7 protein-coding genes and 2 tRNA genes are annotated in these 10,778 nt (G+C 58.8%); 5 read left to right on the forward strand and 4 right to left on the reverse strand.

What is annotated here, in order from left to right; all coding sequences use genetic code 11:
* Window positions 1-224 precede the first annotated feature (224 nt).
* Entirely contained in the window at window positions 225-2,177 is a 1,953-nt protein-coding gene (locus AB5Y67_RS01325) for a TonB-dependent receptor (RefSeq protein ID WP_150388806.1), read from the forward strand.
* Window positions 2,178-2,302: 125 nt separating this feature from the next.
* Window positions 2,303-3,367, forward strand: coding sequence for a 3-deoxy-7-phosphoheptulonate synthase (locus AB5Y67_RS01330; protein ID WP_150388805.1), 1,065 nt, complete (start codon window positions 2,303-2,305; stop codon window positions 3,365-3,367).
* 73 nt (window positions 3,368-3,440) lie between these two features.
* On the opposite strand, the gene AB5Y67_RS01335 is transcribed toward AB5Y67_RS01330, so the two are convergent.
* The 3 genes from AB5Y67_RS01335 to AB5Y67_RS01345 form a co-directional block, all read right to left on the reverse strand.
* Window positions 3,441-4,439 (reverse strand): LacI family DNA-binding transcriptional regulator, encoded by a 999-nt coding sequence (locus AB5Y67_RS01335; protein WP_005350588.1) that lies wholly within the window; start codon window positions 4,437-4,439, stop codon window positions 3,441-3,443.
* Window positions 4,440-4,616: 177 nt separating this feature from the next.
* Entirely contained in the window at window positions 4,617-6,518 is a 1,902-nt protein-coding gene (locus AB5Y67_RS01340) for a transglycosylase SLT domain-containing protein (protein ID WP_139411247.1), read from the reverse strand.
* A 99-nt stretch (window positions 6,519-6,617) separates the two neighbouring features.
* Window positions 6,618-9,122: a bifunctional diguanylate cyclase/phosphodiesterase gene (locus tag AB5Y67_RS01345; protein WP_199415888.1), complete on the reverse strand. Its 2,505-nt coding sequence runs from the start codon at window positions 9,120-9,122 to the stop codon at window positions 6,618-6,620.
* Window positions 9,123-9,490: 368 nt separating this feature from the next.
* Here AB5Y67_RS01345 and raiA point away from each other — a divergent pair, with 368 nt between their 5' ends.
* Window positions 9,491-9,829, forward strand: coding sequence for a ribosome-associated translation inhibitor RaiA (raiA, locus tag AB5Y67_RS01350; protein ID WP_005334257.1), 339 nt, complete (start codon window positions 9,491-9,493; stop codon window positions 9,827-9,829).
* Window positions 9,830-9,940: 111 nt separating this feature from the next.
* Here raiA and AB5Y67_RS01355 read toward each other — a convergent pair whose 3' ends face one another.
* Window positions 9,941-10,450: a VC2046/SO_2500 family protein gene (locus AB5Y67_RS01355; RefSeq protein ID WP_368207559.1), complete on the reverse strand. Its 510-nt coding sequence runs from the start codon at window positions 10,448-10,450 to the stop codon at window positions 9,941-9,943.
* A gap of 124 nt (window positions 10,451-10,574) precedes the next feature.
* Here AB5Y67_RS01355 and AB5Y67_RS01360 point away from each other — a divergent pair.
* Together AB5Y67_RS01360 and AB5Y67_RS01365 are read left to right on the forward strand one after the other, a co-directional pair.
* A tRNA-Tyr gene (locus AB5Y67_RS01360) sits at window positions 10,575-10,659 on the forward strand.
* A 34-nt stretch (window positions 10,660-10,693) separates the two neighbouring features.
* Window positions 10,694-10,778 (forward strand) — tRNA-Tyr (locus tag AB5Y67_RS01365).

Raw genomic sequence — 10,778 nt, forward strand, 5'->3', positions numbered from 1 at the left:
TGTAGTGAGTCATTTGACTCACCAGATGTCAGGGTGAACGGCATCCTAACAAGGAGCGAAAAAACGATCAATACAAATGAGAATCAATTTCATTAACTTCTTTTTAGTCAAAAGAGGGTGACGAACGAAACTGAGCTTCGCCGATAAAAAAGAGTTGCGATCGGAGCAAATTCAACTTGATAATGATAACGCTTATCATTTGTATATTATGGAAGATGTAAATAATGAAATCCTCAACCTCCCGTTTTATTGCTCCCAGCCTGCTGGCCACCACCATCGTCACTCTGCTGACCCAGCAAGCGATCGCCGCCAGCAACGCCCCTCAAGCCGATGAGGTGATCACCGTCACCACCACGGCGCACAATACCCGCTCGGCACCAGCTTCTATCTCTGTCATCACGGCCGAACAGATCGCCGCCGCGCCCGTCAATGATCTTGCCGACCTGCTGCGCCACGAAGTGGGCATTCAGGCTGAAGCTGACACCAATGGCCGCAGCGATATCGGCATTCGCGGCATGTCCGGCAAATACACGCTGGTACTGGTGGATGGCAAACGCCTCTCCTCCTCCAATGCCCTGTGGCGCGGCGGCAACTTCGACAACACTCCCGTGCCCCTTGGCATGATCCAGCGGGTCGAGGTGATCCGTGGCCCCATGTCGGCACTTTACGGCTCCGATGCCATCGGTGGTGTCATCAACATCATCACCAAGCAGCCGGGCAAAACCTGGCAAGGGGCGGCCGATGCCGACTTCAAGGCTATCGAAGGCAAGGATGGCGGCGATCAGCACAGAACCAACCTGGGCTTTACCGGCCCGCTGACCGACAACCTGCTGATCCGGATGAACGGCGAGGTGTATGACCGTCAAGCCTGGACCCCCACCGAAGCTGCTGACGGCATCCCCCTTATCGAAGCCAAACAGACCCGCAACTTCGCCTCCACCCTCAGCTGGCTGGTGGATGAGCAGCAGCGCTTCGAGCTGGATTACCTCTACAACCAGGATGAGCGGCCTCTCGATATCTTCCGCAAAACCGGCAACAAAGTGCACAGCCGCCAGCAGCAGAACGATCGCAACCTGTTTGGTCTGACCCACAAGGGGAACTGGAGTTGGGGTGACACCACCGTCATGGCCAACTACGAGAGCTCCCAGATCGACGACTTCAACACCAGCTACTCTGCCCCACAGCAGCGGGAGCTGGAAGAGAACACCTTGACCCTCAAGGGCTATACCAACCTGGCGCTGGCCAACCACTACCTGACCCTGGGTGGTGAATATCTGGACCGGGAGCTGGTGGATGCGGTGAGCTACAAGGATATCGGCGGCAAGGAGAGTCACTCTCAGGAGGCGCTGTTCGCCCAGGATGAAATTGGCCTGACCGACAGCCTGACCTTCACGCTGGGCGGCCGTTACGATCACCACGAGATCTACGGCAGCCACTTCACCCCGCGCGGCTATCTGGTCTATGAGATGAACGATGTGGTGACAGTGAAAGGCGGTGTCAGCCAGGCCTTCAAGGCACCGGCACCACACCAGTACTCCAACGGTTACAGCATCGAGAGCTGCGGCGGCAGCTGTCGCATCTATGGCAGTGACAAGGTCAAGCCGGAAACCAGCACCAACTACGAGCTGGGTGTCATCGCAGGAGAAGGGATCTGGGAAACCAGCGCCACCCTGTTCTACTCCGACATCGACGACATGCTCACCTTCAAACAGCTGCCGAACTCCACTGACCGCACCTGGTACAACCTGGAGAAAGCCACCACCAAGGGGTTGGAGCTGACCGGCAAGCTCGATCTGACCGACAATATCAACCTTGGCGCCAACTACACCTACCTCAAGGCGGAAGGCGATCAGGGTCAGGCTCTGCCCGAGCGCCCGGAGCACAAGGCCAACGCCAAGATCACCTGGCAGGCCACCGAGCGGGTCAATGCCTTTGTCGGCACCACCTACACCGGCACCCAGTTTGCCGAGCAGACCGTCAACAAGGTTGTCGTACTGCACAAGCTGCCCAGCTATCAGACCTTCGATCTCGGCACCGGCTTCAAGGTCACCGAGAACTTTGACCTGCGACTGGGGATCAACAACCTGACCGACGTGCGCCTGCAAGAGAAAGATACTGTCTTCCAGAACGTCGAACCGGGTCGCAGCTACTACGTCAGCGGCTCAGCCCGCTTCTAAGGTAGCCAAGGCCGATATAACAGAGCGCGGGCCCATGCCCGCGCTCTGTTAACCAAGAGAATAAGGGGAAGATCCCCACTGGACAGCAAAGAGCATGCAGATTTCCATTTTCATCAGGATCGCTCATGTTCACCTCACTTCTGAATGCTTCACCCCTTGCCACATTGCCCACCCCTGACGAGATGTTAAAGGCCAGACCCTGTCCGGCACGGCTCGCTCGCCAGATCGCTCGCAGCCGCCAGCAAACCCGCCATATTCTGCAGGGAGAGGATGATCGCCTGCTGCTGGTGATCGGCCCCTGCTCCATTCACGATCCGGCAGCCGCCCGCGACTATGGTGGCCGGCTCGCTGAACTGCAGGGCCAATACGGGGAGCAGCTGCAACTGGTGATGCGCACCTATTTCGAAAAGCCGCGCACGACGCTCGGCTGGAAAGGATTTATCTTCGATCCCGACCTCGATGGCAGCGATCGGCTGGAAAAGGGACTAACCCAGGCCCGGGAGTTACTGTTGACCCTTGGACAGGAAGGGCTCGCCTGTGCCACCGAATTTCTCGATCTCACCAGCATGCTCTATCTGGGGGACCTCATCAGCTGGGGCGCCATCGGTGCCCGCACCACCGAATCCCAGCTCCACCGCCAGCTAGCCTCCGCTCTCCCCTGCCCCATCGGTTTTAAAAACGGCACCGATGGCAATATCCGGATCGCAGTCGAGGCGATCCTCGCCAGCCGGGCGGCCCACCTCTATACCCAGCCTTCCGGTGATGGCCAGCTGGCACTGGTGCGCAGCCATGGCAACCCCGACTGCCATCTGATCCTGCGCGGTGGCCGCCAGCCAAACTATCAGAGCAGTCATGTGGCAGAGGCTGGCGAGCTGCTGCGCCAGCATCATCTCTCCCCTCGCCTGATGATCGATTGCAGCCACGGCAACAGCCAGAAACAACATGCCCGCCAGCTGCTGGTTGCCCGTGACATTGCCGACCAGCTGGGTGCTGGTAGCCATGCCATCGCCGCCATCATGGTGGAGAGTTTTATCTGCGAAGGGCATCAGGATATCGGCAATAAACCGCTGCGCTACGGCCAGTCGATCACCGATGGCTGCATCAGCTGGGAGCAGACGCGGGTAGTGCTCGATACCCTTGCCGAAGGGGTGGAAGCGCGCCGCCAGCAGCGCATTGCCCTGGCGGGGTAAACCGGAACTTGCCTGTGGCAGATAAAGATATGGCCCCGACGGGGCCATATTGCTCTGAACCTCTCGCCGCACATCAGGCGACTGACTCCCGCTCCACCAGCTGGGCTTCAAATTTGAGCGCCAGGCCGTCCACCGGCTTGTGATCGAGCAGACGCAGCGCCAGCTCGGCTGCACGGCTACCCATCTCCTCGATGGGGTAGCGCACCGTGGTGAGCTTGGGATAGATGTAGCGGGCGTAGGGGATATCGTCGAACCCCACCACCGATACCTGCTGCGGGATCTTGTAACCCCGCTCCAGCAGGCAAGAGATAGCCCCCGCCACCATGCCGTCGTTGAAACCGAGCACGGCCGTGAACTCGACACCACGGGCCAGCAGTTCACTCATCGCCACATAGCCGCCATTTTCGTCGGCATAGGCGCGGCTGACGAGAGCAGGATCAAAGGCGATCCCGGCTCTGGCCAGGGTCTGGGTGTAACCGGCCATCCGCTGCTGACCATCGACAAACTCTTCATCATCGGAGGTGATAAAAGCGATGTTGCGATGACCGGCATCCAGCAAGTGCTGGCACGCGGTGGTGATCCCCGCCTGGTTATCGAGCCAGACGCAGCGATCTTCAGCGCCCGGCACCTGACGGTTGATGAACACGATGGGGGTAGAGCCTGCCGCCAGCTCGCTGAGCTCCTCGTCCGGAAGCGCCTTGCTGTGGAGGATCAGCGCATCGCACTGGCGCTGCAGCAGCGCCTGAATGGCGTGACGCTCGCGCGCGATATCGTGGTTGCCAGACATGACGATGGTGAACTTGTTGGCCTGATCGACCATGGTTTCGATGCCACGCATCATCTGGGCAAAGAAGGGGCCACCGCAGAGGTCGCCAACCAGCACACCAATGCAGTTGGAACGCTTGCTGACCAGTGCCTGGGCAAAACTGTTGGGTCGAAAATTCAGTTCCTTCATGGCCGCCAGTACGGCCTCACGCTTTTCCGGTGCTACCTGTGCCGTGTTGTTGATAACCCGCGACACAGTGGAGATAGACACATTTGCCAGCTGAGAAACGTCTTTAATCGTTGCCACTATCCATTCCTTTATTGTGGGGGAACCTGTCGGTGCCGACGCCCGAGTATACCCTGCGGCCTGATGCAATTCCCGGAGCCAGGTCACCAGGCATGTTTCCTTTGGTAACAAAACCTTACCCGATGATACCCGGCGGCAGGGAAATTTGAAAACAGGGGCCGGCTGGCGGCCCCCGACTCAATAGGCGTGATTGAGCTCCCGCTCTGACATGAAGCGCAGCGGCTGCTGCAGCTTGTGCTGATAGATGAGATCGAACGACAACACGTTTTGCACGTAGTTGCGGGTCTCCTTGTAGGGAATACTCTCGACCCACACATCCATCGGCTTGTTGTCACTCTGCTCTCGCCAGCGTTTTACCCGTCCCGGCCCGGCGTTGTAGGCGGCGGCCGCCAGGATCCGGTTGCCATCATAGACATCCAGCAAGCGCTTGAGATAGGCACTCCCCAGACGAATATTCATCGTCGGATCAAACAGTTGCTGCTCGTTGCGATAGGGCACCCCCAGCTTGCCGGCAGTCTCTTTGGCAGTAGCAGGCATCAGTTGCATCAGACCGCGCGCCCCCACCGGCGACTGGGCCAGCGGATAGAGAGCACTCTCCTGACGGGAGATGGCGTAGAGCAAACTGGTGTTCATGGTGCGCTCTTGCGCCATCTGGGAGAAGGTGCGCTTGAGCGGCAGCGGGAAGCGCAGGTCCAGGGCATCCCACGCTTCGGCGCGAATGCTGGCGAGAATGGCCAGCTCGTGCCAGCCCTGATTGAGGGCGATATGACCAAACTCGATGCGCTGGGCCACCGGATTGCGATCCATATTGTGGATCCACTCCGAACGGGCCGCCGCAATCTCGTTCATCGACAGCAGCTCGCGCACCCGCAACAGGAAGGGCCAGCGCTGACTGGCCGTCCGCCAGTCCGGTACATGCTTGACGCTCTGGTTCTTGATGCGATAAGGCACGCCGGTGCGCTGGGCGGCCATAAAGCCGTAGAAACCACGCAGGTTGGCGGTCTCCAGATAGAGATCCCGCGCCGGTTTTTGCTGCCCCTGCACTTCAAGGGAGCGCGCCATCCAGTAGCGCCAGCGATCCTCTTTCTGACGGGCCATCGGCATCATCTTCACCCAGCCGGAGAGGCCACGCCAATCCTGCTCCCAGATGGCCAGTCGCGCACGCAGCTCGGTAATGTCGGGATCCGCCAGCTTTTTCACCGTACTGTCGACCCAGCTGCGCTGGGCAATGGAGCGATCCAGCAGCAGGCGGCGGGCAATGGCACGCTCTACCGGTTTCACCTCGGCCTGGGTCAGGCCGAAACGGCTGCGCAACAGCGCAAGCTGGCGCAGCACCGACTCCGGCTCCTGATTGGCATAGCGGGTCAAGCCGAGGGAGAGCAGCTTGCGGGAATAGGGATTGCTGCTGAAATAGGCCGGGTTCATCGCCTTGGCTGGCTGCTCGAACAGGGTCACCATCTGATCGCCATAGCTCTGCAAGCCGCTACCCAGGGTCGCGCCAAGGTGGCGGATCAGATTGGGGTTTTCCGCCTCGAACGCCAGCGTCATCCGCTGCCAGATCTTCTCCTGGGTTCGCTGACCCGATGCCTGCCACAGCTGGAACAGCGGTGAGCAGGCATCGGGACGGGATTGGCCGCTCATCCAGATCTTGCCCGCCCCCTGCAACGCCTCTTTCGGCTTGCCGGTGTAATAGAGCGCCTGATAGTGCATGCAGAGCAGATCGGTGGAGCTCGGCTTGGCCGGATAGAAACGCAGGAACTGCGACCACTGCTGGCTCTGGGCCAGATAGGTCAGATAGCTGCGCTCCAGCCGGTTGGACTGGGGGGTATCTCCATGCTGGCGGATAAAGCGGGTCACATCGTTGTAATCCGCCGCCCCCGGACGAAAGGCGAGCTGATAGTAGTCGAGATAGGGCAACAGGGGATAATGGGTCAAACGGGCACGAATTTGCTGGAAACGGGCCTGATCATTGGCCCGTACGGCGTCATACGCCTGACGGTAGAGCGTCTGGTCGGCAGTCTGCGCCATCAGGGTCGGCACAAACAGCGCCGACAAAACAATTCCCCATACAGCTTTCACTGAGCATCTCCATTGAGGGCAATACACCGCCCGGTGGCGGTGGGTCTACTGCCTCTCATTCTACCCGTTGCCGGGCAGCGCTACAGCGGGGAGCAAGGACTATTTTTCTGCCTCGCTCAGCTGCATTTCGCGCAGTTGCTCCGGTCTGGTCAGCCGCTGTACATATTTCTCCAGATAGGGCACCGGCAGCGGCTTGGAGGCGAGATAGCCCTGATAGAAACTGCACCCCTGCGCCTTGAGAAACTCCAGTTGCTGACGGGACTCCACCCCTTCCGCCGTGACGTTGAACCCCATATGTCGCGCCATGGCGATCACCGCCTCGACGATGGCCATGTTGTCACCATCTTTCGGGATGTCCTGAATGAAGGAACGGTCGATCTTGAGCTCATCGGCAGGCAGCCGCTTGAGGTAGCTCAGAGAGGAGTAACCGGCGCCAAAATCGTCGATGGCAAAGCTGATGCCGAGCTCCTTGAGCTCGGTCATCTTGCTGATGGTGTCCTCTGCATGACCCAGCACCACGGACTCGGTGATCTCCAGATTGAGGCAGGCCGGATCCATGCCGGTTTGCGCCAGCACATCGTGGATCCGCTCGACAAAATCGGTGGCATGGAACTGCTTGGCACTGACGTTGACCGAGATCTGCGGAATGTGGATGCCGTTCTCCTCCCACAGCACATACTGGGCGCACGCCTCGTGCAGCACCCAGTTGCCGATATCGACAATCAGGTCCGTCTCCTCGGCAATGGGAATAAATTCGGCCGGCGAGACCAGCGAGCGACCGGCCGGCTGCCAGCGAATGAGCGCCTCGACACCGATGATATCGCCGCCATCGACCATATGCTGAGGCTGATAGTAGAGGGTCAGCTCTTGCTGGCTGAGGGCGTTGCGCAATTCGTTGTGAATGAGCAGACGGCGATCCGCCTGCTGCTGCATCGAGGCATCGAAGAAGCGACGGGTCTTGCGGCCAGCGGACTTGGCCTGATACATGGCGGTATCCGCCTGCTTGAGCAGATCATCGACCCCCTGCTCCCGATCCGGAAACAGGGTAATGCCGACACTGGCGCCGATGTGCAGCACCTGCCCCACATAGGTATAAGGAGCGGCAATCTCGGTGATAAGCCGTTCGGCAATGATATCGGCCTGCATCTCCGCCTGGGGCGGGCTGGCCGAGAGCGATGGCAGCAGCAGTACAAACTCGTCACCACCGAGGCGGGCCAGACAATCCCCCTGTCGCACCAGGCGTTTGAGACGGGCGGCGACCTCTTTGAGCAGCCAGTCGCCGGTGGCGTGGCCGAGAGAGTCGTTGATGGTCTTGAAGTGGTCGAGATCGATAAAGAGCAGCGCGCCAATCAGACCGTCGCGGGTCGCCTCGTTGAAGGTCTGCACCAGAGTCTCGTGGAGCTGACGGCGATTGGGCAATCCGGTCAGCTCGTCGTAATAGGCGAGATCCTGAATGCGTCGCTCGGCAGCCTTGCGCTCGGAGATATCCTCGAAGCAGATGACAAAGTGGCTGATCACCCCTTTTTCATCCTGCACCGGTGTCACTATCTCCCACTGGGGATAGGTGTGACCATCGACATGGCGACGCTGGGTCTCCCCCTGCCAGCGGCTGAGGGTATTGAGCTCGTAGCCGAGCCCCCCCAGATTGGGCCAGAGATCCTCTTCCAGATGCAGGCCCAGCACCGACTGGCTGTCAAAGCCGGTGATCTGGCTGAAGGCGTTGTTGACCCGTAGGATCTTGAACCCCGGATCCGTGATGATGATCCCTTCGTGGGTCTCGAATGCAACGGCAGAGAGCCGCATCTGGGCATCGGATTGCAGACGCTCCAGCTCGGCCACCATCCGTACCGAGAAGGTATTGAGCACCGAGGTGAGATTGCTGGTATCTGCCGGGGCCGAATAGAGCAGCGCCAGATGGCCCAGAAGTTGGCCCCTGGCATCAAACAGCGGCTGACCATAATAAGTCTGCCCGGCCGCCAGCCAGGGTTGATACTCCTGCGACTCGTCGATCACCTCGAAACAGATGGCCCCCTGCTTATAGAGCTCCTGACAGGGGGAGCCCGCCAGCGGGTAGTCTTTAAGCGACAACCCATCGGCAGCCAGCACTTTGACCCGGTCGGCACCGCACAACTCCCCCACCCAGACCGCATCCACCTTGAGAATATGAGCCAGCTGGCTGACCAGGGTATTGAAGAAATCGAGCCCGGTGCGGGCAGAGAGCGCCTGCGCCAACTGGGTGAGCAGGGTGGTTTGCAGCAACGGCAAAGAGAGGTTGAGAGAGGAGACCGCACTGTTGGCGGTATCAAGAGGGGCCAGCCAGCCACAGCAGATCTGCTGGGTGGGCACAAACTGGCCACTCCAGAGCACATGGTTAAGCTGCCCCTGATCATCTTTCAGATGACCGATGAACTGTTCAGGCAGATGTGATTCATGAAGCCGGACAAGAAAGTCGGCAAAGCCTGCCTCATCTTCCGGTAACAGGCGAGCGGCCCAGGGATGATTGCCCTCCCCTTGCCACTGCTGGTAGGCCCCCTGATCAGAGAGACTCCACTGATCATGTTGCCGATCGAAAAACCACATGACTTGCGTGGCCTGCTGCTTCATTTACCACTCCAACACAACAACCAACCACGTTTGATGTCCAATCAGGCATAGCAACGCCCCCTGCATCCGCTCATGAGATCAGAGGTTGCGAGGGAAGAGTACAAACATGCGATATCAAGCAGTGGAAACCGGACATGAGGTCGACACGAAGTGCTGCCAAGAAGGGACAGAAACGATCCTATTCCCGTCATACTGCCTGCCAGTTTCATGGAGCTCAAGCTGTTTTTGGCACGAAACCGGAAAAGATCACAATTTATAAGTTGCTGAATAGCCAAGGGAAGGTTATGTGACATAGATCACATTTCAATCTTTACCAATGAGTAATCTGAAGGTGAAGACACAAGCAAGACGACCCGAAGGGGGCCAATATGAAAATCGAAATTACCAGCAAAATCATCGACATCACCCCGGCTATCCGCGAGCGCATCGAATCCCGTTTTGAAAAGCTCGAACGTCTTCAGGTGCCTCTCATCACACCCCATGTGATTGTTTCCAAAGAGCGTCTGATGTTCACTGTCGAAGCCAGTGCTGGCATCCCCAACGGCAAACTGTTTGCCCAGGCAGAGCATGAGGATCTCTACGCCGCCATCAACGAACTGGGGCAAAAACTGGAGCGCCAACTCAACCGTCACACCGAAAAGCCGATTGCCCGTCGTGCCAATGCCGCGCTCAAAGAGCAGCCGCAACCGGATGAAGCTGACGCTTGATTGCATGCCGCAAGGCTAAAAATTCCAAAGAGCATAAAGGCGGGGGCACCCGCCTTTTTGTTGCCTGTGATTTGCCGACAAGCATCGCGTTACACCAGTGAACAGGCGCCATCAACTGAGCCAGTGCAACCGGGTATCCATCCCCTCTTGCAAACGATCGAGGATCGGCAGCAATACCAGCGGATCCTCCTGGCGTGGCATATCGGCCAGCTTTCCTTGCAACTGCTCCCGCGCCAGCGGTGACAGGTTGTCGTAGACCGCCTCATCGAGCAGTGGCTGTTTGACCGCCAGCGGCGGTGTTTGCAGCGCCAGCCAGAGCCGTACATCCACCATGCTTCCCCCTTGCTGCAACCGCTCATTGATGGCACTGCAGTCACTCCCCGCCCCTTCAGCCACCAGCACCTCTGCCGGTCTCAGCGCAAAGTGCAGACGCCAGTCACGGCTCTGGGGAGTGGCCGCCGGTTTGGCATCAAACCAGGGCTGCTCCTCCACCGCGTCGGTCAGCAGGGCCAGATGCAACCGGAAATCCGCCCGATCCCCATGCTGCAGGTCACGGTTGAGGCGCTGCCCCAACTGGCCCTCATCAACAAGCAGGTGATTACGGATTGAACTGGGCAGCATGAGATAACTCTCGAAAATGGCGATTTCACTGGTTATCGGCCACAAATCCAATTCTTTTAATGGAAAAATCCTGCTTGGGGGTTCACAAAACCGGAAGATCTGTTAGTATGCGCCTCGCACTTGTGGAGGGGTTCCCGAGCGGCCAAAGGGATCAGACTGTAAATCTGACGGCTCTGCCTTCGAAGGTTCGAATCCTTCTCCCTCCACCATTTCAAGTGCGACAAGTTGAAAGCAATACCCCGTGGAGGGGTTCCCGAGCGGCCAAAGGGATCAGACTGTAAATCTGACGGCTCTGCCTTCGAAGGTTCGAATCCTTCTCCCTCCACCA

It is taken from the genome of Aeromonas sp. s12 (assembly GCF_040907925.1).
GTDB classification, from domain to species: domain Bacteria; phylum Pseudomonadota; class Gammaproteobacteria; order Enterobacterales; family Aeromonadaceae; genus Aeromonas; species Aeromonas veronii.

Coding starts and splice junctions, on each gene's coding strand:
- AB5Y67_RS01325 (WP_150388806.1), top strand. CDS start 225: ATGAAATCCTCAACCTCCCGTTTTATTGCTCCCAGCCTGCTGGCCACC.
- AB5Y67_RS01330 (WP_150388805.1), top strand. CDS start 2,303: ATGTTCACCTCACTTCTGAATGCTTCACCCCTTGCCACATTGCCCACC.
- AB5Y67_RS01345 (WP_199415888.1), bottom strand. CDS start 9,122: ATGAAGCAGCAGGCCACGCAAGTCATGTGGTTTTTCGATCGGCAACAT.
- raiA (WP_005334257.1), top strand. CDS start 9,491: ATGAAAATCGAAATTACCAGCAAAATCATCGACATCACCCCGGCTATC.
- AB5Y67_RS01355 (WP_368207559.1), bottom strand. CDS start 10,450: ATGCTGCCCAGTTCAATCCGTAATCACCTGCTTGTTGATGAGGGCCAG.